The following is a 23,496-nucleotide window of genomic DNA, read 5'->3' on the forward strand; positions in this document are numbered from 1 at the left end:
GAGAACTTTCAGGAATTTCTAGAGCTTTGTTCATACACTCGACAAACTCTTTATTGATGATCAGGTCTTCCATCGTTTCCACAAATAGTTGCTCTTGATGAGATAGCCATTGCTGATAGCCAAAAATGGCTGCCTTACCAGTAATGAAAAGTGTTGCAATACCGATTCCCATCCATAAAAAATTCTTAACTAAAGATCTAGGTGGATTCTCCGGGTTTACTAGCTTCTGATCTTGTTTGTAATTTTGCATATGATGACTATAGTATTTATATGTCTAAAGATTCTAACCACTCCTCAAGTGATTGAGAAGGATCTGATCCCTTAAAGGCCATTCCTTACAACTTCAGATTTCCCTGCTCTTAGTACGGAAGAACCATAATGATCAGGTCACACGATTGTCTTCTCTCTTCTGTTTTCCCTATAGCATCAGTATCCTCGTAGTAAAACAGATGCGATGCTCCAAAGGAGCATCGCATACCGTGACCATTCACGTAGGGTGGCCTTTTGGCCAAGGTCAATCCCATTACCTGAACCCAATGGCGTCCGCGTAAGGTATCCAAGGGGAGGATCGCAAAAGGGTGGATGCCATCGGGTTGGTTTTCAGGACTTACGCAAAATTAGGGCTTATACGCTATAAATAGCGTAAGGTGCGTTGTAACGCACCCTACAGGTAGATTTTCGGCGTAAGTCCTGGTTTTGAGACGATTATCGCTTAATTAGCTGGATTGGCAAGTCTCAGTTATCGTAAAAAATGAATCGAGTAGTAACATGGGGGTGTGAATATAGACGGATTTTATTGCCGCCAATTTCCCTACCATCTTCTAGCCATCGCCAATCCAAGATCCATGCCCAATCCCAAGGATTCGCTATATTCTGGATTATGCCGTCACCCAATATCCAACTGTAGTCACCACCACCTTGCTGGCGAGTCCAGCCATATCTGCCGCGAAACCGCCCACGGGTACCGAACTGATCGTTGGTGTATTCTGTCCCAATGGTGAGGTCAATGACGCGAACTTCGTCAGAGGTATTCGTTTCGTGCTGCATGATCATGCGGATACGACCACCATCTGCATCGAGCAATTGAGGAGGCATGTCCAATTCATAGTAATTGTATTCAGTAAGATCTCGAGCACCGACAGTGAAAAATGCGACCATGTTCGTCGAGGTTTTATTTGAGACCATGTTGTGTGTCAAGGCTTGATCTATGGACTCTGCATTTATAGTAACTTCTGCATCTGTTTGTTCTTTGACTTTTTGAAAGCGGCGAACACCTTCGTCACTTTCCTCGGTAACGTAGATGGGAGGTAGCACTTCTACATCGGGAGCAAAAGTGGAGCTGCTTTGGAATGCTGGGGAATCAGTGTTCGTATACATCGCTGCCATGGCTGGATTGGGACACCATACCAACAGAATGGATACCGCGACTAAAAAAGCTATACAAATATTTTTCAAGATTGGTTTCATCTTTCATTTACTCTTTTCTTTCAATATAATGTCTGATTTAACACAGACTTTGCAGTACCCCTGAGGGTACCTTTTGTACTAATAAAGTACTCTTTTAAAAAATTGTGTAAAAGGCCGTAGGGTGTGTTAGGGATGGGCTCGCCCTGATTTTTTTTATGGTCGCCAGTGTTGGTGCCCGTCCGTAACGGGCAAGATGCCCGTTCCACCCACTGGGTCAAACTATATTCGTTTATTAACTACGGGATTGGCCGTAGGTCACGCTACGGGATTGACCGTAGGCCACGCTAAAAGCGATTGACCTTTGGTCACGCTACGCGATCGCATTCCCAATCCCGATTCCCGATTCCCGATTCCCGTTCCCCTCCTGGGAGGGGTTAGGGGTGGGTTCCGATTCCCGATTCCCGATTCCCGATTCCCGATTCCCGATTTCCTAACTATTCCGATATTGACGCAGTCGCTAATAGTGGAAACCACAGCACTTGACTTGCTAGCCACCCTTACCATATTTACCACTTTTACCACCCTTTCCTCCCTATTCCCTGTTCCCTATTCCCTGTTCCCTAAAAAAATAAATTGTCAATTTTTCTTTTTTCCCTTATACTAGTATTATCGGAATAGTTAAAGGAGAGGTAACTGATGAACAAGTGCGTTGGAACTACTGAAGCAGCATCTCTATTAGGAATTTCTTCTCGACGATTGCGCCAACTCCTAGATAAGGGTCGGGTGCGGGGTGCCTATAAAAGCGGGAAATTCTGGATTATTCCTCTGTTCAACCATTTGCCACAAATTACTAAAGGTAATCGTGGACCGAAGGGCAAATGGCGCACTAGTCGTACGACGGCTTTAGCGAAGATTAATGTTAATCGCAATCACATTGGCTCGAATATGAAGAAAGGCCCGGAAGACCGGAAGCCAGTGATTTCAGTTAAACGAAAGGGCACTAATCTCTACGGTAATGAGGTAGAAATCCTCGGTCCTTGTAAGATTGTGTATCAGCCGGATAATCCACTGGATTGTGGCGCTCGTTTGTGGATTGAAACCTTTAGTGATATTCACTTTGTTTCTTGATGCAGTCGCTCATGGGGGAAACCCCCAAGACCGCGCTGCATCGCTGGTGGGAGTTTTCCGGCGAGTAGTTGAGGGGGTCAGGGGCTTTTGGTTTAGCAGCTGCTCTTAAGCAGACTGAGCTAGTATAAATGTATGTTTAGGTTTCAACCAACAACATATGAGGTGTGTAATGAAGGGATTATCTCTTAGCCTAGTCTTGGGCGTTGCGTTATTCGCTAACCCGGTTTTCAGTTATCAACTTGGTCAGGATGATGGCGCAGGTGTCGAGACTGCGAAGACTTGCTCCAGCTGCGGATACGATGATCCCGCAGGTGATCAGGGACAAGACTGCCCCAACTGTAAAGTAAACAGAAAAACTGCGACTAAGTAGGTAGGTCTAATTAGACGTTAAAAAAATTGTAGGGACGGGCTTAGGCGAAAGTCTTGCTAAATAAGCGATTTAACCATCAAAACCCGCCCGCCCTTAGTTGCGTTTATTTATGGCCACCTACTTATAGCGTTTCTCGCAGTTATGAGGTAAGCTTTTCAACCTCAAAGTCCCCCTTATTAAGGGGGATTTAGGGGGATCAATTTGTACCTTATGGGATATAGAATTGCTATATTTAGCTCAACTTTTATACTGCCAATCTGGTTAGCGCTTAGCTTGGGTTTGTCGTAACAGGTTAGCCAAGTTTTTTAAATCCTGACTTAGTTGGAATGAATTCATCTCTTTGGTTCTAGTTTATTGACATTCTTTGAGATAATTAGCAGCTACCCAGCCTTTGATGGGAGCGGTAATTTCATAGAACCCTGAATTTGGTTTACCTATAGCCGTCACCTGTTGTCCATTTTTAAATTGTTCCTTCTGTGGATGATTCAAGTCTGGATAGTCACGAACAGGTAAATGATTTTTTGTTCCGTGCACCACTTTGCACTTGCCCTGTTGTTTGTTGCTCGTAAAAAATATAGAAGATACTACTAGTAAAATACCTATTACCGATACGGCGGTTAGTATAACTATCAGGTACATAGGATTGTTTTTCCAGTTCCGATTACCTAACTGAATTACAAACCGCTGTAAAGTCCATACAGATAGTCCTTCCTCTTCCCAATAGCTTTCTGGCAAGGCTTCAAAAACTTGTGATTTCTCATATTTGTTAAGCTTTTTAAATAAATTGGGGAAAAAATGTTTTATTTGTTGAAAATCTTCTTCAATCCACTGGCATAGAACTTTAATGGCTTTTTCACGGACGTCTGGATGTTCTTCTATTGTGAGGATTCTGTATAGTGGATCAATCACTTTTTCATCCAGAATTTCCCCGTAAGTTTTAACTACAGTTATTAGCAATTGGTTACGGGAAGTAATTTGTGGTTCCTCAACAGGGTATTCAATCTCACATTGTTCACATTTGGTATGCCACTGTTCGAGTATATCTAAAACTTCGGCGGCATGATTAGTATGATAGGCAGAATCAAATATATTAATAATTTCTTCAGAAACTCGTAATTGCTCATATTTGTCAAGCTCTTCAAATAAACTGGGTAAGAAATTGGGTAAAACAGATATTATTTTTTGAAAAGCTTCTTCAATCCACTGGCACAGAACTTCAATGGCTTCTTCACGGACGTCTGGATGTTCTTCTATTGTGAGGATTCTGTATAGTTGCTTAAGCACTTTTTTATCCTGAATTTCCCCGTAAGTTTTAACCACAGTTATTAGCAATCGCTCACGGGAAGTAATTTGTGGTTCCTCAACAAAGTATTGAATCTCACTTGGTTCACATTTGGTATGCCACTGTTCGAGTATATCTAAAACTTCGTAGGCATGATTATTATAATAGGCAGACTTAAATTCACTAATAATTTTTTCGGTTAAATCTTCACTTATTTTTCCGTATTCGCGTTGCACTAATGTACACAGCACTTCTTGTAGTTGAAATAAGTGCTGCGGTATGAGCATTCGTAAGATCTGATCGCGAAAGCGCTCAAGAACCAGAGAATTGTGGTTGTCTGACAACAATTTTATTAACCACTCTTGAAATCCTTCGGTTAGTTTTCCAGGTGGATCGGACTTTGCTGCATAGCTGATGGTCAGAGCAATAGTAGCTCGAACATTCTGTTTAAGTTTATTCTTCTTATTTTCTTCAATGCCCGAAAAATTTTCTTGGTACAAATATCTAATAGTTTGAAGTAATTGTTCCTTCTGTTCAAGCTTGTGCCACCGAGCCATTGCCCGTGCTGCCACCGCTTGGACACCTAGGGCTGTTACACCTTCTTCCCCATAAGTTGCCAGCCTTAGCAAAGTCTCTTTAACAACATCAGTGTCAATCAAACCGATGTCGCTAATTGCCCCACTAATTGCTGTGCGCAGTGGATAACGTCGCGTCTTCTCACCTAGAGAACCATACAACTGCTGCCCTACAGGAATTCCAGACGTATCTTTCTTTCTAGATACACCTCGTTTTACAGAGGTTTTAACCAGCTTTACCAGCACTGGAAGTGCAGCATAAATACGTTGTCGATATGTATTCCATGCAATTTTAAATAGCTCTAAACGCTGCTCAGGTAGCCAACTTTCAATCCTCTTTTGCCGATCGTTTTTGACTTCAACCGGGCGGAAGAAGTTATGAAAAGGCTGCAAATCGCAGTGATCGAGAGCACAAAGAGATGAGTCACGTCGATACCACTCATGGTCAGCTAATTGTCCTATGGCAACTAGACACTGATCCTCGAAAAGACCATCGAAGAAATTCAGTCCTAAAGCAATTAATTTCTCACGAGGTTGGAGAACGTTATTAAACCATCGTTCCAGTATTTTTTTATTGTCCTGAGCAAGGTTAATTAGTTGATCAATTTCTTCTGGATTTAATGGCTCTTTTTCGGTTGAAAGTAATTCAACAAATTTATAAATTTTGTCTGGTGTTTTTAACTTTTCAGCAATTGATTCAATGGAAATTTTATCTGGCAAAGACCATGGAAGCTGTTTTAGTTGATCTTTTAACTCTTTGGATAAATCATCTTTTTTGTACAGACCATCAACTTCTAAATCCTTCCAAAAATCTCCAATTGTATCGGTTAAACCCCAAACAGCACGAGGCTCATCTGTAGCAAAGATGACATAGTGGTTACTATCAGCAGCAGCTTTTTGGATCAGGGATAAATCATAGTCAATATCCTGAGGTACAACCTGTGTTAGCACAAAAATTGTTCTGGTTTCAGTTTGCTCAAGTATTTGATCGAAGTTCAGTAACTCAGAACCACGCTGCCATTCTTTGGCTTCAACTTCAAAACTGTCAGAGCTTGAGTACTCTTTCTGTAAATGATTACTTAAATGCCATGCAAAATTACGTGCTATGCCTACCTTATCAATGTCGTTACTGCCACCTAGTATCAGCATTCGATGATGACAAATAATATTAATCATTTCATCGATCAACTGTTGACTTGGGCTAATACCTAAGCCATATTTCTCAAGAGGAATCTCTAAAAAATCCTGATCATATTTATTGATGTTGTTCGTCACATGAGTATTATCACCAACAACAATGCCACCAACATTTTTCTCAACAGATACGTTAGAGTTATGCATGCCAAATTTTGTTTAACTATTTGCTTTCTAGATTAATGCTGGGGGGGAAATGCAAGCTTAAATCCTTAGTGGGTAATAATTTTAGCCTATCATTTCCCAAAAGATACATGCTGTTTTGGGCAGACATTGGATGTAGTTATAAGGGTTTGAGTTTCCAGAACATGAAAAGAGGGTCAATTGGCTACTGTATAGCGTTTTTTTAAGCTAACAAGGTACATTTTTGCTTTGATGGAGCATGGAGCATTTAGCCGTAAAATCGTAATAGGAAAGAGGTAAAAAAATGTATCTCATTAGGTCAAAAAAACGCTGTATCAATTGTATCAATCCATAGCTCATTGGCGCATTAAAGCCTTATAAAGTAAGCTTTTTAGGGCTCATTTCACACCCTCAGAGATTAATTAAGCACCTACACAGAATTAATTGCCTACTCCCAATCTCTGTAACCCTTACCCTGCAAAGCTTTTAGCTTTTTAAAATGTGTAATTAATTTTGTTTACCTACTTAATGTCTCTGTTCCTAATCTGAGCATTCTTACCAATAACAAAACCACCAACATTTTTACCAATTTTACCAATAGATACGTTGTCTCCGCCCATAGCTGTTTGTTGTGAGTTGATAATATTCATGAGCTTTTGAGCCGCACGAACAATTTCTTCGTCCTGATTAGCATTAGTTTCTAGCAGTTTACGTTCAAGCAGTTTCTCGCAAATTTTAGGGTCGTTCTCGTATTCTGCAAGCACCATCTCTGCTGCTTGGTTCCCAGTAAACTTTTTTTTGATGAGTGCCAAAAGTCCCTTAAGTCCTTGGTATATATCTTGTCCAGCTTGGCTAGCAGTTCCTTTACCAACAGCAGCAAGACCAGCAGTTAGTGCAGTAACAATAGTAGTGGGTTCCATCAGTTTTGTTTCCTAAGAATTGTGAATGTGATCGGGTTGCGATTAGGGAGCATGTCACTTATGCAGAACATTTGTACATTAGCTATAGCCCCCTCATGGGTTTTAGCTTGCTCTGATGCTACATAGTTCATCTGTTCTGCCACTTTGATCTACTCCCAATTTGATCGGAACTTGGAAGACACAGGGATTCTAGTATTTGTAAGGCATGGGTTTTACCTTTTACTGTAATGAATTTCAATCAATACATTTATAGAATGATCTAACCCGGCTTGGCAGTACCCTTGAGGGTACCTTTTCAGCAGCTGGTCACTATGATGGCATAACCTGAGAGAATGACAACCAGGCTAAAAATGCCTTGGGGTAAGCTTTTCAGCCATGCTACCCCAAAAAAGATTGGGTCGATTGACAGGTTGATTAACGCCCCTATTTGCGATGGCCAAGTCTAGAAACCTAATTTTTTCGTTGGTCAAGTTCAATTGCTATGGGGATCCCTGGGGACATATTATCAAAGGTAACCCAACTGAAACCCTTGCCACACAGAGCTTACAGGCTAATTTTTACCCCCTCAGTGGCATAACTTAGCCGTGATTATCGGTTAAGGTCGAAATTACAAGGGAGCATTTCACTTATGCAGAGCATTTGTAGTAAAGCTATAGCCCCCTCATGGGTTTTAGCTTGCTCTGATAGTATATAGTTCATCTGTTCTGCGACTTTGACCTGCTCCCGACCTCTCGTGCTCAACCAATCATTCACAAAAGCTTCCGCTAAGAGCGATCGCACTATTCTCTGTAGGGGCTATTCTATAGGACAGGCAAAACAAATGTTTTCTAAGTGCTGGAGCTATTACAATCTTGGTATAACCAAGGTATGATTAAGAATTAGGGCTTGTTGCTAAAGTCACGATGAAAACTGAAATTTCACTTCCAGACTCAGTTTTTGAAGAAGCAGAAGCCCTTGCTCAACAGATGGGCTTATCACGTAGTGAACTCTACCTAAAGGCATTAAAAGCTTATCTTAAAAGGTACAATCGCGATCAAATTTTACAGAAGCTGAATGAAGTCTACTCTAAAGAGTCTTCTGAGCTAGATCCAGTGATGGCAAAGATACAGTTCATGTCTCTGCCTAATGAAGAATGGTAATGTATCGTGGGGAAATTTGGTGGGCAAATCTGCCTGATCCCTTCAGCTCGGTGGTGCGTTACGGTGCGGACTATTCCAATGCTGGCTACGAGGAGAAAAATCAGGACAAGTCCGCCCCTAACACACCCTACGCACTATTGCCTCACTTCGCTTCCATCCAATTTTCCCCAGCATGTATTTCCACAACCAAAGGAACAGTCAACTCAACTGCTGATTCCATAGTTTCCCGAATTTTTACCTGCAATTCTTCCCATTCATCTGGGGGAATTTCAAAGATTAATTCATCATGGACTTGTAATAGCAACCGCGCCTGATATTTCTGTAACTCTTGATACAGATTAACCATAGCAATTTTGATGATATCAGCGCTAGAGCCTTGAATGGGGGAATTAGCTGCTGCTCTTAATGACCCAGCATCATAGGGATTGATACTCTTAAGTTTATCGAGATCAATCTGATCGAGAGCTTTACCTTGCAGCCTTCTAAGACTGTTACCACTAAAGCTAAAGTAGCGACGGCGTCCGAGTATAGTTTCTACATAGCCTTGTGCGATCGCTTTTTTCTTAGTTTCCTCTAAATAAGCAAACACTAGAGGATAGCGCTGATTCAATCGATCAATAAATTCTTTTCCTTCAGCTGTCGATACCTTAGCTTCCCGAGCAAACCGTTGTGCTCCCATGCCGTAAATTACGCCAAAATTAATGATTTTACCCAAGCGCCGCTCTTCAGCAGTAATGTCTTCTTTGTCAAATAACATTTGCGCTGTCAAGGTATGGACATCCGCTTGAGTTTGGTAAGCTTCCACTAGCACTGGCTCTTGACTCAAGTGAGCTAGGATTCGTAACTCAATTTGGGAATAGTCAGCGGATACCAACAGCCAACCGGATTCTGGAATAAAACCCTTCCGAATCTGGCGACTAAAATCAGTACGAATAGGAATATTTTGTAAATTAGGACTAGACGAAGATAGTCTACCAGTTGTGGTCACGGTCTGATTAAAATCCGTATGTACTCGTTTAGTATCAGAACGCATCAGTGCTGGTAAAGCATCCACATAAGTAGATTTCAATTTAGATAAGCTACGGTATTCCACAATAGCATCTACTACGGGATGGTCTCCTTGTAATTTAGCTAATATAGTAGCATCGGTAGAGTAACCGGTTTTGGTTTTACGAGACTTCCTACGATCTAACCCTAGTTTCTCAAACAGTAACTGACTGAGCTGTTTAGGGGAACCTAAATTAAATTCTTCTCCAGCATCTTGATAGGCTTGCTGCTTAATTGCCACTAAATCCTTTTCCAGCTCTTGAGAGAACTGTTGCAGATAATCCTTATCAATACGAATCCCCTGGTATTCCATCTCAGCTAATACCGGTTCCAGGGGTTGCTCTACTTCTAGCAACAATTGCTGCAATGCTGGAATTTGCTCCAATTCCTCTCGCAATTTAAAAACTATTCCGAAGGTGGTATAAGCATCCATCCCACAGTAATCGGCTACAGTAGGAATGTCTAAATCTCTGATAGTTTTCCCTTTTGGAACCAAGTCATTATAACTTTGTGCTTCTATTCCTAAATAGTGCAGCCCTAGGTCACTAAGTTTATGGCTAGTTTCGGGATTGAGTACATAACTCGCTAGCATGGTATCGAATACCACTCCTGCTAGCTGAATCCCGTTACAACGTAAGACTAGTCGGTCGAATTTACTATTTTGTAATACTTTGGGATAATCTGAGCTTTCTAAAATTGGACGTAGGGATTCTAAGACAATATCCTTGTCTAAATTAGTCCCATCCTTATGACCGATAGGAATATAAGCAACATCAGTAAATTCTTTTCCCCAACAACAGCCAATCCCCACCAACTGAGCATCTCGTGGTTCCAAATCACTGGTTTCTGTATCCCAAGCCACAGGATTTCCAGCATCGGTATAGTATTTCAGCTGTTCAACTAATTGATTGAGCTTGTCTACAGTATCGATAATTTGTGGTTGAATCGAACCAGTATTAGACCCTTGCTCTTGAAACTCTTCCGTTTCCGCTACACTGAAAAAGGAAATATCATCATCTTCCTGAGTATCAGTATCACTATCAGTATTTGAAACAGTATCACTAACAGTATCATTTGGGGCATTATTTTGACTATCCTCTAGCACTACGCCACCAAAACGCTGCTGAAGTTTATCTATTTGACTGATAAATGACTTTAATTCTAATCGCTCCAATAGCGGTTTGAGCACTTGAGGATCGAATCCTTGGAGCTGACATTGGTCTAAATCAATATCGATAGGAGTATCAAATCGTAATTGAGCCAAATAGCGAGCATGTTCCGCATCTGACTTACCTACTTCCAGCTTTTTCTTAACGGCACCCTTAATAGTATCAAGGGAAGCATAAATATTATCCAGGTTTTGGTATTCTTTGAGTAACTTAACTGCAGTCTTTGCTCCGATGCCCTTAACTCCAGGAATATTATCGGATGGATCCCCACAGAGGGCTTTATAATCCACGACTTGAGAGGGTAATACTCCCAATTTTGCTTCTACTTCCTCTAAGCCATATTCCGTTGGGCCAACTGTAGCACTCCCCCTAGAAAACGGACCACTGAGATATAAAACGGTAATTCCTTTGTCTGGAGCAACTAGTTGAAATAAATCGCGATCGCCAGATACAACTTTGACACGATAGCCTTGATCAATAGCTTGGTGAGCTAAGGTTGCCAATACATCATCAGCTTCATAACCAGGAGAAGTTATTACTGGGATTCTTAACCCTTGTAGTAACTGCTGGAGATTCTTGACATCTGGTAAGAAATCTTCTGGTGTTTCGGTGCGATTGGCTTTATAAGTAGCATCGGCTTGTTGGCGAAAGGTGGCTTCTTTGGTATCGAAAGCAATTGCGATCGCATTCGGGTTTTCTGACTCCATTACCTCTAGCAAAGATTTAATGAAGCCAAAACAGACACTGGTCGGAATTCCAGTTTTAGTCCGTAATCCACCCTGACGACTTTTGGCAAAAGCAAAATAGGAGCGAAAAGCCAGAGAATGACCATCAATTAGGATCAGTAGGGGGGATGCTACCATTGGGGAATCATCAGGGACCGGGGGAGAGTTCTCAGAAGAAGTAGATCTGGGCATAGCCCTATTGTAGCGGTATTGTAGCGATTGGTTGTTTGTTGGTAGCTAGGGAATTCCGGATTAACTCAGACTGATCAGGTAATTAACTAAGAATGAATCGTTAACGGTCTAGGGTCTATGTTAACTGGCTAATGGTATCTCAACTATAGTTAATTAACTACTATTCCGTTAGAAGCCTAGTTATATCATTGGCTTTGCGTTCGCGTAGCGTGGCCTACGGCCAATCCCATTAAAACCACTGACTTAACTCGGATAAATACTATATAGTTAACTCACTACTATTCCGGTAGGGTGCTGGTTGTATGATCGGCTTTGCGATGAAGCGAACGCGCCCCGCGTGGCCTACGGCCTCAGCTTCCGCGCTTATGCGATCGCATGGAATAGCCATGTGTTGATCACAGCTTACTCACTAACTCTACCGGGAAGGTGTGTTATTAACGAAACCTGAGCAGTGTTTTGCTCACAGCTTACTCAGTAACTCTACCGGTAAGGTGCGTTATTAAAGAATCCTAGCAATTCAGCACCTTTGTGGTGTGTCTATTTTTGCGTAAGTCCTGTTGATGATGAAGGCATCAACTTTTGTTTTATGGAGTATAAGAAACAACTATACCGAATTGGACAGCATCAATCCTAGCCAGGAAACTTGCTAGAAATAGTCTACGATTGTTTCTAACGTCATGCAGAATCAAAATATGGCAATTTTGTCAAATACTTGTTACGATTCTTCATTAAAGGTCAGATAGGTTAACGGTTGATACATTTACCGATACCTAGGGTGACCATGACTAGGGCTGCTCTAGCCAGCCAAAACCCATGATTAGTTTTTAAGGAGCTCAACTATGTCTAAACCTGTAGAACTTTCCCTGGAACAAAAATTTAACCTGCGGTCCTTTGAATCTCAGGTCCAGAAAATGAGCCGTGAGCAAGCTCAGGAATTCCTAATCAAACTCTATGAGCAAATGATGATGCGTGAAACAATGTACAAAGAAGTCCTAAAACACGAGTGGGGATTATAGCTAAAGCCCTAGTCTGATTGTTATTGGCCTTAATTGAGCCGCGACCTCCTTCTCTTGCTCAATTCCGTAGGTAGGAAAGGAGCTGGGGATGCTGGGGCGTCAACTCGAATTATATTAAGATTTAATTAAAATTAAAATTGATTGATTCAACTTATTGTTAACTAATATCATCAGCGTAAGTATTATCACCGTAGGCTTGCTTAAAGGGAAGTCTTCAGCCTTCAGCGTTCAGCCGTCAGTAGACGTAACAGATATTAAACGAATGCTTACCTGTTTTATTCACAAGGTGTTCGCGTAGCGTGCGCGTAGCGCTAATCGCTGTTCGCTGATATCTGATAGCTTACGGATTGGCAATACCCCAATTCACTCTAGGGCAGCCAGGATGAATAGTTGATAAATTTATATAAAATAATCCCAAACTATCTAAAACTATCTAAAGTAATTGTAAATTGTTCTAGTCTGAAAGAAACTCTAAGAAAAAGCGATCCTCCCTGCATATGTTTCAGCATTGCCTAGTCTGCACCGACTTCTCCGACGGTTTATATCGGCTAGTAGATTTTGTCCCCAGTTTAGCGGCTGGTGGGCTCAAGAAAATCATCTTCTGCAACTTTGTTCCGCTTTGGGAAGAGGGAGAAATACCTCGTATTGATGAAGAAGGAATAGAACAAGCTCGCCGCCGCTTTGAAGAGGGTTTGACCAATATACCTGAAGGGGTAGAGGTTCACATCGAAGTGACCTCAGGTCGTCCTAGTGACAGTATTCCTAAAATCGCCAAACGTTACGATGCTGATGTCATCCTGATTGGCACGCCAGTGCGCAGCTTATTACAAGAAAAGCTTTTCGGTAGCACTACAGCAACCTTGACCAAGGAATGTAGTACACCATTGCTAATGCTGCGACCACAACTGATTTCAGCTTACACCTGCGAAGAACTCGATCTACGCTGCAAACATCTATTCCGGTATTTACTAATTCCCTATGACGGCACTACAGCCTCGAACTATACCGTCGAAAGGGTCAAAGAGTATGCTAAACAAGCACCAGATAACTCAATCAAGCAGTGTATGCTGTTGTGGGTAGTCAGCGAAGGGGGGCGCAGAGAATTATCCAAGGACCCTCAGTTACAAAAAGCTCAAGACAAGCTAGAACCAGTAAAAGCAGAGTTAGAAGAGCTGGGCTTACAGGTCAATACGGACGTGCGAGTGGGCAATCCCCGTGAAGAGATTTTAGACACAGCCTTAGAATTTGATATTACTGCGATCGCAATCTCTTCCGATCACAAAGGAAAATTCTTAGATTGGTCAGTGCGTAGCTTAGCCGGTGATTTAATGCGCAGCAGCTGGCACCCTGTTCTCTTCTTTCCACCACAAAGCTAGGATCGAGAGTATAGGGTTTTATGCAGAGTTCTAATAAAATAAAGCCGTTCCACTTTGATAGTGAATAATAAATCCAACATATGATCAGAAAGATTAGTGGTTGGCGAAGATTACTAGTGGTGTGCATCTCTGTGGCGCTAGCTTTTACAGCTTTTCCTGCGCCATCTTATGCTACTAGTCCTGCGATCGCTCAATTTACCCCATCATCTCGTTTAGAAAACATCTCATTTGAGAACCAGGTAAAATTTCAACTTGCTGCGGCTACAGACAATTGCCGCAAAGTGGTGACTAGAGGCAGTGATCTCAATGTCCGCAGTGGACCCGGTAGCAATTACCGGATTATCGGTTTTGTCAAAAACGGGTCTGAGGTTACCCTTGAGCAAATAGTAAACCAAGACTGGGCAAAAATTTCTTCTCCCTTGTCAGGTTATATTTCTCAGCGGTATCTCCAATCCTGTCCACCACCACCTAAACAGGAATGTCGCATAGTTTCGACCAATACTGGCAGGGGTCTGAATGTACGTCAGAGTCCTGGTGGTAAGATTATTGGTGACTTGGACAATGGCGCTAAAGTCACTATCGTCAATACCATTACTGATGGTTGGGTACAGGTTGTCTCTCCCCTAAAAGGTTATGTTTCCGACCGGTATCTTAAACCCTGTCCACCTCCTCCTCCGAAAGAAGAATGTCGTCTAGTTTCGACTAAGGGTAACCCGCTCAATGTGCGTGCGACCCCCGGTGGTACCATTGTCGGTGTTGTAGAAAATGGTACTAAGGTCACTATCAAGGGTACTAGTACTGATGGTTGGGTACCGATTGTTTCGCCCCAGAAAGGTTATGTGTCTGAGGCATATCTTCAACCCTGTCCCACCGTCAAAGAACAGTGTGGTACAGTTACCACTCGTGGTAGTGATCTGATCGTGCGTTCAACCCCTGGTGGTCCCAGTATCGGTACATTAAAAAATGGTACTGAGGTCAAGATTGAGAGTATAGGTGCCGATGGCTGGCTGAAGATTTCAGAACCCATAATCGGTTATGTGTCTGGCCAGTTTGTTACGATAAAACCTTGTCCAACACCACCACCATCTGAAGAGAATTGTCGGCAAGTTTCAGCACCACAGGGTTTAAATGTCCGCAAAGCACCGTCAAATGATGGCGAGATTATTGGAATTCTCGCTGATGGTTCTAAGGTAACGATTGTTAATCGTGGAAATAATGGCTGGGTTCCTATTTCTGCGCCCTTACAAGGTTACGTTACTGGCAAGTATCTGATCTATTGTCCTGAGTCTAAGCCAGAAGAGGAGTCAGAACCAGTGGGTTAACGCTGAGATCTGGCTGAGATCTGGCAGCATTGTCGATCTAGCGATGCAGCTAAGATTGTAGGGTGCGTTAATAACGCACCCTACTGCTGATCTGTAAGTATCGAGCATGCACGTTGTTATAAGCTATAATTCTTTAACCATTCAGCTATCAGCTATCAGCTCTCAGCTATCAGCTCTCAGCTTTGGAATCAAACAAGTAAGCATTGCTTTAATCTCTGTTAAGTCAGCTGACGGCAGCTCAAGTAGCTTGGCCATTCCCCTAGCCTGGCCAACGGCTGACCGCTGACTGCTGAATGCTTACATAATTTTAAGTCCACTTCCGGAAAAATGTATTGTCTTGCCAAGCAGAAGCTGTCCGTGCTTCAATAGCAGTCATTTGTTCTGAACTCAACGATTGAAATGCTTGGGCTACTTTAAAATTTGATTCTAATTGCTTGACGGATTCGGCAGCAATAATACAACAATGTACTCCTTCCAGAGACAAAACATAACCCATAGCTTGCTCCATTCCATCTAAGACACCATTTTTGAACAACTTGCCATAAGCAGGAACTTTCATAGCAACGACTCCTACATTTTTCTCTCGCGCCACTGGTAAAACAGTTTTGGCAAAAGGACGAGGATGATCAACATCTGCCCCATTGAGAGAAATTAACGTGGTATCAAAGCGATGCAGCGCGGTCTTGGGGGTTTCCCCCACTCGCTATTGCATCAAGACAGGGATAGCGCCGCAACCCTTCTGCAATCACATCCGGTTCGTGATGTCCGGTAATACCTAAATATTTTACAATTCCTTGTTCTTTTGCTTCTTCAAAGGCTTTGATAGCGATGCAGCGCGGTCTTGGGGGTTTCCCCCACTCGCTATTGCATCAAGACAGCGCCATTGGGACTAAAAATTTGATCTAACGTTTCGTGAAAAGAAACATGATGTAATTGCCATAAATCGATAGAATCAGTTTGAAGGCGTTTAAGCGATCGCTCTAACTCTCGCCAAGCCCCATCTCGATCTCGTTGTGCTGTTTTTGTTGCTAAAAATAGATTAGATTGACCGTAGGTCACGCTACGCGATCGATAAGCAGGTAATACCTTCCCCATATAGTTTTCGCTGGGGCCATAGCTAGCTGCGGTATCAAAATAGCGATGCAGCGCGGTCTTGGGGGTTTCCCCCACTCGCTATTGCATCAAGACAGCGAATTCCAAACTGTAACGCCGCTTCAATTTGGGCGACGGCATCAGCTTCTCGCTTCATCTTCGACAAAGGGGTTTGTCCTGCACCTCCCAATCCAAAGATTGGAACTTTAACCCCCGTTTTCCCTAACACTCGTTCTGGCATTGTAGCTGCTGTTGGCAGTTGAATAGCTGCTGTTGCTGACAGTTGAGACTGCTGTTTATGCCATGCTGCACTTCCAACAATACCACCCGCAGCAGCAACACTGGTCACAATAAACTGACGTCGAGTTGTTTTACGTGTCATGGCTCGCCTATTCTACAGTAGCTTTGCCCATATTTTAGCGTGGTTGCTGCAACCTAAGCATATGCGCTACGCGCACGCTACGCAAACAGCTGACAAAGTACTTGTCGCCAAGATTGCTAACTTGATCTATTCCAATGGTGGAAACATTATCTACGCCGATAAACCTACAGGTTTGGCAACTGGAATTAAATCAGGAAAAAAAACTTAAACTATTATCCCTGTATTGATGCAGCCCTTCCCTATCAGCAACTGTATCGCTTTATGATAACACTAAAAACTCCTCAGATATCTTGACACTGTTCCCTATTCCCTATTCCCTGTTCCCTTTTGATATCAATCTTATGTTTACCTATCACATAAAAATACTATATATAGCAGTCGCCAGGGCAGTTAGGACATGACAAAAGTCTCAAAGCTAAGTATAGCAATAGTTTTACTTCTGACTTCTGACTTCTGACTTCTGACTTCTGCTATATTCATAGTAGCTGAGGAAATTTTAGATGGACTTTACCTTAGGGCGTCAAGGGTTTTACACAGAAATAAATCAGCCAGATGACCAAATTCATTTGGCAAGAGCAGCGCTTTACATAGCTGAGGAAGAATACCCGGATCTGGCTATTGATGATTACTTGAATGCCTTAGATGTGATGGCATCTGAAGTAGAGGAGCGTTTGCCTGAGCAACGCTATCCCCTGCGAGTGATTAAAACTCTTAATCAGTATTTCTATGATGACCTAGGATATTCGGGCAATAGCAGTGATTACTACGATCCCCGTAATAGTTTCCTAAATCAGGTCATGGATCGGCGCACAGGTATTCCGATTAGCCTTTCGGTGGTGTACCTGGAAGTCGCTCGACGCCTTGATTTTCCCATGGTTGGTATTGGGATGCCAGGGCATTTCCTAATTCGCCCAGAGTTTGAGCAGGTGGGGATCTTTGTAGATGCTTTCGATGGTGGTGAGATTTTATTTGAACAAGATTGCGAGGAACGACTAACCCAAATTTATGGTCATCCGGTAACCCTACAACCAAGTTTCCTAGCACCGGTGAGTAATCGGCAGCTGTTAGCAAGGATGCTCATGAATCTTAAATTGATTTATCTCAATGGCCAAGACTTACCTAGAGCGCTAGCCGCAGTTGAGCGCATGTTGTTGCTGTTTCCTAATGCACCGGTACAACTGCGGGATCGGGGGCTGATTTACTCCCAGTTGGGATATTTATCAGAAGCATGCCAGGATTTAGAACGTTATTTGGAAATCCTGCCCCAAGCTGAGGATGCTGATATCATTCGTCGGTTACTAAAACAGATCGGAAATGAGTAAAGGCTTCTATGGATGGGCATGACTAATCACCAATTCCCTAATCCCTAATCCCTAATGACTGCACTCACGTCGGTAAATCTCTTCTGCTACTAACTTAAGGCGTCTGAGTTGGGCTTTCATATCATTCTGAGTCCATTGGGCAGCAAAGCTGTTGAATCCCCAGCTAACGATGGGGTTGGGAATTTCAAATTCAAAACGGTTGACCAAACGGGTGCCTTGTTCAGCTGGCTGACACTCCCAGCGGTCTCGTCCTTTGAAAAAACCCTGGAACTGCCAAACCACTAACCCTGGCTTGCGGTCAATAACCACACTCTTGAGAGTGGGCTGCAACCAGGGAATGTTAATAATAAACCGCGAGCGACTCCCGACATCAGTACTCCACTGCCCCACTGATTCACAACGCAAAATCGGGTTGAGCCAGCGATGCATTAAGCTCTGGTCAGTGATACAGCGCTCAACAATGGTGGCGCTGGCATTAATTTTAATGGATTGTTCAAAAATTTGGGCGTTTTGCATGTAAAATTTCCACATTATCGAAGAGGGGAGTTTGAGGGGAAAATTCATCCGAGACCTAAGAGGACGGGGTATTCTTTTCCCCTCAATGGCGTTAATAAGCGAAAAAACTGGGTATCGATCCTACCCGGCTACCCCCGGAACGTTCGCGCAGCGTGGCCTACGGCCAGGGAAAGTTACGCCCATGGAGTTAACAGCCACTTAGTTGGTTGTGCCTGGGAATCCCCATCCTATACCGGTTGGGGAGGTTCAATGAACTATCTTGATTACCGTGGCAGCTAGCCACACTACCAGACCACTAGAGTTGTGAGGAGGAAAAATTAATCAAGACTTGATTTTTGTACATCAATTCGCTCTAAATATAAGGGTTACGTCTTGAGTGACTGACAAACCTACCAAGAAATCTTTCAGCTCCCGAGTGTCCGACGTCACATCGGGGCAAATGCCGATTCAACACTCAATCAAGTTACCCAGCTAACCAGCGGGGGTAAGACCCCCTAAGCCAAGCAGTTGACTCCTGTCGGCAACTATGGGTAAATTCTATCAGCACTCCTGGGTCAAGATTTGTCAGTTAGGCAAGATTAAGCCACATCTGTGGAAAATTTGAGGAGTAAAACGTTCTCCATGAACATCTCAACCTTTACTTTTAAATCTTCTTGTCGTACCTTCTGCTCAAGGTTATTTTCAGTCAGCACCCTCCTCTGAAGAGACCAGGCGTAGATAGCCTCCCTTCAGGTAGCTGACCAGCCTAAGACCTTGACCCAAGGGGTTGCCCTTAAGGTAAAGGATCTACGTTGTTGGCAAGTGTTAAAGTTCCTACCTTGGGGTACTTTGCCCGCTCCAAGCTCTAGAACCGAGTCGTTAAACAATTAGACGAGGGCTAAGACAGTGCGGTTCGGAAAGTACCGACCAACAACGTTGGCGAGGCAAACGTTACCTTGTGCAGAATCGGCGATTCCGGCTTTAACTGGAAAGCACAACAACTGCACCTCTTGTTGTCCAGCTCTTTTTGGGACGGCAGTCTATACCGCAGCGTCTCGGTTCCTCTGGGGTCACCAGACGCGCAGCTTCCCCGCTGCTCAACTTATCTAGTTGAGACGATAATACCGTGCTCCTCACCAGACCACAGTAGTCACAAGGAACTTAAAAAACTTAGGGTTGCCTGTGACATTGGACAATTTAAGTAAGAACAAAGACTATGAATGGAACTTGGGAAGGTATCTTCCAAATTGTAGGAGTGGGTGTGCAGCCATCGGCACACCTGGTTTTAGCCCAGACAGGAGTTCCCGCATTAGACCAAGTTTTGGCAGATGGGGGAACCACCTTACTGAATGTGGTTAAATCGATCGCAATCTTAGTCATTGGTCTTATCCTTGCTAAGATTGCTGCTGGTATTACCAAAGCAGTACTGAATCGCACCAATATTGACAACAACATTGCTCAGTGGGCTACTGGCGGTCAGCCAGGAAGCGAGCCTCCTCCCATTGAGCAATGGTTATCCGGGGCAGTTTTCTGGATTATCATCGTTTTCACGGTAGTGGCGGTTCTAGAAACCCTCAAGCTAGATACGGTTTCCGGACCCCTGAATAGTTTTCTAGACACCATCCTCGGCTTCCTCCCCAGTGTCTTTGGTGCGGCGATTCTATTGGGCATTGCCTGGTTAATCGGAACTATCGTCAAGATGATAGTAGTCAGGACCCTCAATGCATTGAATCTCGATCAGCGCTTGGGTGAGCAAGTCGGCGATGGTGGTACTAGTCAGTTCTCTCTGGCTCAAACCATTGGCAATGCCCTTTACTACTTAATCTTCTTACTGTTTCTGCCATCGGTCTTAGAGACCCTAGGCTTACAGGGAACTCTCGATCCAGTACTAACTATGCTGGGTGAGATTTGGGGGATTGTGCCCAATATTGGCGCAGCCATAGCAATTGGTGCTATTGGTTGGTTTATTGCTCAACTTGTGCAACGTCTTGTCACTAGTTTCTTGACAGCAGCAGGTACAAATCAGATCGGGGAGCGGTTTGGACTAAGTAGCTCTGGTGGTCGCTCCCTAGCGGGGATTATCGGTACGATTGTCTATGTCCTGATTTTGATTCCCGTTGCTACCGCTGCCCTTAATGCCTTGCAGATCCAGGCCATCTCTGGCCCTTCGATCGCAATGTTAAGCCAGGTTACTAATACCATCCCCAAACTATTTGCTGCGGCTGGTATTCTGGCAGTTTTCTACGTAATCGGACAGTTTGTTAATGATCTGCTCACCAACGTCCTGACAGACCTTGGCTTCAACAATTTATTTAATTGGCTAGGTTTTTCCGCCAGCGCTCCTAGCACCACTGATGAAACAACTGATGAAATAGCAGAATCAGACACACCACAGAACCCACTTACCAGTCGCACCCCTTCTGAGCTAGCGGGACTGCTTGTACTGATTGGTATCATGATCGCTGGTATTGTGGCAGCAACGGATGTGTTACAGATTCCCGCCTTAACTGACATTGTCGGTGGGGTTGGTTTCATTGGTGCTCGGGTGCTGTCCGGGTTAGTAGTCCTTGCTATCGGTCTATTCCTAGCCAATTTTGCTTTCAACTTGATTACTGGCTCCGGCGCTCGCCAATCAAATATCCTGGCACAAGTAGCTAGGATTGCGATTATTGCCTTTTCTTTAGCCCTAGGTCTACAACAAATGGGCATTGCCCCTGATATTGTGAACTTAGCCTTTGGTTTGCTCTTAGGTGCAATCGCGGTTGCGATCGCATTAGCCTTCGGTCTCGGAGGTCGCGATGTTGCTGGTGAGCAAGTTAGAGAATGGCTAGATTCTTTCAAAAAGTAACTCGAAGTTATTCGCGTAGCGTGGCCTAAAGGCCAAGGTTGTTCGCCCTTTTTGAATTAAGAATTAAGAATGTAGAATGTAGAATTCTTAATTCTACATTCTACATTCTACATTCTACATTCTTACAAACAACTTTCAACCTTCAACTTTCGATAATCTTGCCCTCAATTCTCCTTTAATGCGATGGAGAATTGAGGTTTCGTCTAAAGAGGAGAGAATTCGTCTAACAACGGCTTTTGGTCCATCTTCTCCCCAGGATGCTCCATTGGCTAAATAGGTTTTGGTAATTTGTCCAATACCATAGCCAGAAACTCCAGCAACACTAGCTTGGGTGATGGCAACGGACATATATGGCGCTAGGGAAACCCCACCAGTGACAGGAGCAGAAATGCCTAAAATACTTTTTAAGCTACTCAGTCCCAAGTTAGCCAAGAGTTCACTAGCACCAATACCTCCCATACTCATAGCGATTTTTTGTAATAATTGAACAGCTCCCTGCTCAGTCATAGCAATACCATAGAGACGGGATAAAGTAAGAATCATTACCACATCAACTACAGTAGCGGTGAGGATATCCACAACAGTAACTGGATTGAGAGCAATCACAAATGCTTTAGTTATCACTGCTTTCCAGATAATTTGATTGGCACTGTCATCCCGAATCTTCATTTTTCGGTTGACCAAGTTTTCATTCAACTCATCCGCGTAAAGCATGGTGTTAAGAGCAACAAGGGATTTACCTTCCCGATGTAAAATCTCCAGAATTTTTAGTTTCAAATCTTCAATCTGGGGTTTCCCTCGGCGGCGCTTGACCTGAATGTTGCCATTAGGCGATCGCACTGCTACAGATACCAAAGGTGAAGCAGCAACCATCACAATTTCTGCTGGTGAAAGCAACTGCTTGACCCGTTCATCCCGAATTTTTCTGTAAATTGCCATGCGATCAGCATCGGGATATTGGTCAATCTTGTTCAACACCAGTAACATCGGTTTCCCACTAGCTCTTAACTGAGATAGAGCTTGGTACTCTACCTTAGTCATATCACCAGCAATAATAAACAGCAGTAAATCTGCCTGTTTAGCCACCTCTAGAGCTAAGGCTTCCCGAGTTTCCCCATCTACTTCATCAATCCCTGGGGTATCGATTAGCTGAATTTGGGAATTACCAATACTGGGTAGGGCAACCTGTAGAATATCCTGTTGGCTATGATTTGGACTAGGGGTTTCTTGACTAGAGGTTTGACTAGGGCTTTGATTATGGCTTTGATTATGGGGCTGCCAATGGGCAGTTTGAGCATTCTGAGTCACCCCATGTAGGGCACCAGTTTCAAATACAGGTTGACCGACTAAGGCATTGAGTACAGAGGATTTCCCTCGTCCCACCATGCCAAAGGCCGCAATTTGGATACAGGTATTTTCCAGCTTCTCAAGCAGATTGCCTAAGTCTTGGATTTGAGCATCTAAACCAGCTTTTTCTCTACGGGATAAGTCAAGATTAGCGACTAGATCCCTGAGGGAGTCTTGTGCCTGTTTGTAGTTCAGTTCTGCCTGGATTTGCTCAAAACCTGAAATTGCGCTATCTAAATCCTGATCAAAATCTAGAGAGTTAACAGAGTCAGACTCAGGCCAGAATTCGGTCAAAACGGCACCTCCTGGTTAGGACACTTCTGCTTTCGATCCTAGAGCATCAGTTCAGGAATCACTTTTGAGAAGAGGGCGAATATAGAAATAGATGCGTAAGCATTCAGCTATCAGCCGTCAGCCGTCAGCTTTTGAATAAAAGAAGTAAGCATTCGAATAATGCTGAGTTAGGTTCCAGCCTCGAAGCCTGTGGCACAAACTATTTGCCTGTGCCACAAAGCACCTCAAGTAGCGTGCGTGGCCTACGGCCAATGGCTGATAGCTGTTCGCGCAGCGTGCGCGTAGCGCTTAAGCTGACGGCTGAATGCTTACATAGATGCTTCACAGCTGACATGGGTTACAGCCATTATTCATCCCTGGTAACTTCCTGATTCCAACCCACAGCTGTCGAAGAGTTAATCATTGCCTTACACCATTGATTCGATGCAAACCATAGGAGAGATATGAGATGATCAGCCAATTCTTAAGTGTTAGTCTAACCTTGCCGATGCTACTGAACTTAGGTCAGAGTCTCACGGATACCCAAATCGTAAATTATGGTAAAGTTAATGATCATACACCAACATGGACTAATTTTGAGGGTAAACTCAATAGTCAAAACCCACCGTCGTTATCCTTGGCCAGCCGGGATGAAGCAAAAGACCAAGAGCAAAAGTGTGAGTGGCTAGACATATGTTCAGAATTGACGGGGGCATCTTTATTGGTTAGCAAAACGCTTTTATAAAAGGTAA

General features: G+C 43.4%; 20 protein-coding genes and 1 pseudogene. 11 read left to right on the forward strand and 10 right to left on the reverse strand.

Annotation, left to right across the window (positions count from 1 at the left end; all coding sequences use genetic code 11):
- The 3 genes from F6K37_RS06490 to F6K37_RS06500 form a co-directional block, all read right to left on the reverse strand.
- Positions 1 to 250: hypothetical protein (locus F6K37_RS06490; RefSeq protein WP_287249005.1), on the reverse strand; the 250-nt coding region annotated here is incomplete at its 3' end.
- A 109-nt stretch (positions 251 to 359) separates the two neighbouring features.
- Positions 360 to 560, reverse strand: a complete 201-nt coding sequence (locus F6K37_RS06495) for a hypothetical protein (RefSeq protein WP_287249008.1) — start codon at positions 558 to 560, stop codon at positions 360 to 362.
- 175 nt (positions 561 to 735) lie between these two features.
- Entirely contained in the window at positions 736 to 1,410 is a 675-nt protein-coding gene (locus F6K37_RS06500) for a hypothetical protein (protein ID WP_158026415.1), read from the reverse strand.
- A 358-nt stretch (positions 1,411 to 1,768) separates the two neighbouring features.
- Here F6K37_RS06500 and F6K37_RS06505 point away from each other — a divergent pair, with 358 nt between their 5' ends.
- Both F6K37_RS06505 and F6K37_RS06510 read left to right on the forward strand, forming a co-directional pair.
- A complete protein-coding gene (locus F6K37_RS06505; protein ID WP_287249011.1) occupies positions 1,769 to 2,071 on the forward strand; it encodes a hypothetical protein in 303 nt (100 codons plus the stop codon).
- A gap of 32 nt (positions 2,072 to 2,103) precedes the next feature.
- Positions 2,104 to 2,535, forward strand: a complete 432-nt coding sequence (locus F6K37_RS06510) for a MerR family transcriptional regulator (protein ID WP_287249014.1) — start codon at positions 2,104 to 2,106, stop codon at positions 2,533 to 2,535.
- 721 nt (positions 2,536 to 3,256) lie between these two features.
- Here F6K37_RS06510 and F6K37_RS06515 read toward each other — a convergent pair.
- A complete protein-coding gene (locus F6K37_RS06515) occupies positions 3,257 to 6,103 on the reverse strand; it encodes an SH3 domain-containing protein (RefSeq protein ID WP_287249016.1) in 2,847 nt (948 codons plus the stop codon).
- 497 nt (positions 6,104 to 6,600) lie between these two features.
- The gene (locus F6K37_RS06520) at positions 6,601 to 6,999 is read right to left on the reverse strand and encodes a Het-E N-terminal domain-containing protein (RefSeq protein ID WP_287249018.1); all 399 of its coding nucleotides are present in this window, start codon (positions 6,997 to 6,999) and stop codon (positions 6,601 to 6,603) included.
- A gap of 902 nt (positions 7,000 to 7,901) precedes the next feature.
- Between F6K37_RS06520 and F6K37_RS06525 the strand changes: the two genes are divergently transcribed.
- A complete protein-coding gene (locus tag F6K37_RS06525) occupies positions 7,902 to 8,138 on the forward strand; it encodes a ribbon-helix-helix domain-containing protein (protein WP_287249020.1) in 237 nt (78 codons plus the stop codon).
- A 142-nt stretch (positions 8,139 to 8,280) separates the two neighbouring features.
- Here F6K37_RS06525 and polA read toward each other — a convergent pair whose 3' ends face one another.
- Entirely contained in the window at positions 8,281 to 11,271 is a 2,991-nt protein-coding gene (gene polA, locus F6K37_RS06530; RefSeq protein ID WP_353837836.1) for a DNA polymerase I, read from the reverse strand.
- Positions 11,272 to 12,110: 839 nt separating this feature from the next.
- Here polA and F6K37_RS06535 point away from each other — a divergent pair.
- The 4 genes from F6K37_RS06535 to F6K37_RS06550 all read left to right on the forward strand — a co-directional run bounded on the left by F6K37_RS06535 (position 12,111) and on the right by F6K37_RS06550 (position 15,271).
- A complete protein-coding gene (locus F6K37_RS06535; protein WP_008178810.1) occupies positions 12,111 to 12,287 on the forward strand; it encodes an NblA/ycf18 family protein in 177 nt (58 codons plus the stop codon).
- Positions 12,288 to 12,784: 497 nt separating this feature from the next.
- Positions 12,785 to 13,663: a universal stress protein gene (locus tag F6K37_RS06540; RefSeq protein ID WP_008178808.1), complete on the forward strand. Its 879-nt coding sequence runs from the start codon at positions 12,785 to 12,787 to the stop codon at positions 13,661 to 13,663.
- 80 nt (positions 13,664 to 13,743) lie between these two features.
- Positions 13,744 to 14,985 (forward strand): SH3 domain-containing protein, encoded by a 1,242-nt coding sequence (locus tag F6K37_RS06545; RefSeq protein WP_008178805.1) that lies wholly within the window; start codon positions 13,744 to 13,746, stop codon positions 14,983 to 14,985.
- Positions 14,986 to 15,091: 106 nt separating this feature from the next.
- On the forward strand, positions 15,092 to 15,271 hold the full coding sequence (locus F6K37_RS06550; protein ID WP_008178803.1) for a hypothetical protein: 180 nt from the start codon (positions 15,092 to 15,094) through the stop codon (positions 15,269 to 15,271).
- 21 nt (positions 15,272 to 15,292) lie between these two features.
- Here the strand turns inward: F6K37_RS06550 and F6K37_RS45400 are convergent.
- Positions 15,293 to 16,459 (reverse strand): annotated as a pseudogene (locus F6K37_RS45400) (aldo/keto reductase).
- Here F6K37_RS45400 and F6K37_RS06560 point away from each other — a divergent pair.
- Both F6K37_RS06560 and F6K37_RS06565 read left to right on the forward strand, forming a co-directional pair.
- Complete coding sequence (locus tag F6K37_RS06560; protein ID WP_287249024.1) at positions 16,458 to 16,667, forward strand: hypothetical protein; 210 nt, start codon at positions 16,458 to 16,460, stop codon at positions 16,665 to 16,667. The pseudogene F6K37_RS45400 and the gene F6K37_RS06560 overlap by 2 nt on opposite strands.
- Positions 16,668 to 16,959: 292 nt before the next feature.
- A complete protein-coding gene (locus tag F6K37_RS06565; protein WP_008178796.1) occupies positions 16,960 to 17,781 on the forward strand; it encodes a SirB1 family protein in 822 nt (273 codons plus the stop codon).
- A 51-nt stretch (positions 17,782 to 17,832) separates the two neighbouring features.
- Here F6K37_RS06565 and F6K37_RS06570 read toward each other — a convergent pair whose 3' ends face one another.
- Positions 17,833 to 18,297 (reverse strand): SRPBCC family protein, encoded by a 465-nt coding sequence (locus F6K37_RS06570; protein WP_008178794.1) that lies wholly within the window; start codon positions 18,295 to 18,297, stop codon positions 17,833 to 17,835.
- A gap of 1,195 nt (positions 18,298 to 19,492) precedes the next feature.
- On the opposite strand from F6K37_RS06570, the gene F6K37_RS06575 reads away from it, so the two are divergent.
- Complete coding sequence (locus F6K37_RS06575; protein WP_287249027.1) at positions 19,493 to 21,124, forward strand: mechanosensitive ion channel; 1,632 nt, start codon at positions 19,493 to 19,495, stop codon at positions 21,122 to 21,124.
- A 135-nt stretch (positions 21,125 to 21,259) separates the two neighbouring features.
- Here the strand turns inward: F6K37_RS06575 and F6K37_RS06580 are convergent, their stop codons facing one another.
- Both F6K37_RS06580 and F6K37_RS06585 read right to left on the reverse strand, forming a co-directional pair.
- Positions 21,260 to 22,765 carry a GTP-binding protein gene (locus F6K37_RS06580; protein WP_008178786.1) on the reverse strand — a complete coding sequence of 502 codons (1,506 nt, stop codon included), beginning with the start codon at positions 22,763 to 22,765 and terminating at the stop codon, positions 21,260 to 21,262.
- Between the two features lie 199 nt (positions 22,766 to 22,964).
- Positions 22,965 to 23,099 carry a hypothetical protein gene (locus tag F6K37_RS06585; RefSeq protein ID WP_287249029.1) on the reverse strand — a complete coding sequence of 45 codons (135 nt, stop codon included), beginning with the start codon at positions 23,097 to 23,099 and terminating at the stop codon, positions 22,965 to 22,967.
- Positions 23,100 to 23,213: 114 nt separating this feature from the next.
- Between F6K37_RS06585 and F6K37_RS06590 the strand changes: the two genes are divergently transcribed.
- Complete coding sequence (locus F6K37_RS06590) at positions 23,214 to 23,489, forward strand: hypothetical protein (RefSeq protein ID WP_008178783.1); 276 nt, start codon at positions 23,214 to 23,216, stop codon at positions 23,487 to 23,489.
- Positions 23,490 to 23,496: the final 7 nt, after the last annotated feature.

The organism is Moorena sp. SIO4E2 (genome assembly GCF_010671945.1).
In the GTDB taxonomy this organism is placed as follows: domain Bacteria; phylum Cyanobacteriota; class Cyanobacteriia; order Cyanobacteriales; family Coleofasciculaceae; genus Moorena; species Moorena producens.